The 255-nt window shown below is 37.3% G+C and carries 1 tRNA gene; it reads right to left on the reverse strand.

Annotated features, from left to right (window positions below):
- Nucleotides 1–4: 4 nt before the first annotated feature.
- A tRNA-Ile gene (locus tag F3J23_RS21560) sits at nt 5–78 on the reverse strand.
- Nucleotides 79–255 lie beyond the last annotated feature (177 nt).

Genomic DNA, 255 nt, shown 5'->3' on the forward strand with positions numbered 1-255 from the left:
TTAGTAGTCTCGGGCAGGCTCGAACTGCCGACCTCTACATTATCAGTGTAGCGCTCTAACCAGCTGAGCTACGAGACTGTCTGTTAGACTTACAGATTTCAGATAATAGATACCAGATTTAACTGACTCTCTTTTCTTAATCCTTGTCTCTCTCAATCCCTTTACTAATTTCTAGTGGGTTTTGTATTTTTATATATCAACCAAACAAAAAACTAAAGCTTGAACTTTAAGTAAGTTCTGTATCTTGCGATACTT

Source organism: Chryseobacterium sp. Tr-659, from assembly GCF_011752975.1.
Classification (GTDB): Bacteria; Bacteroidota; Bacteroidia; order Flavobacteriales; family Weeksellaceae; genus Chryseobacterium.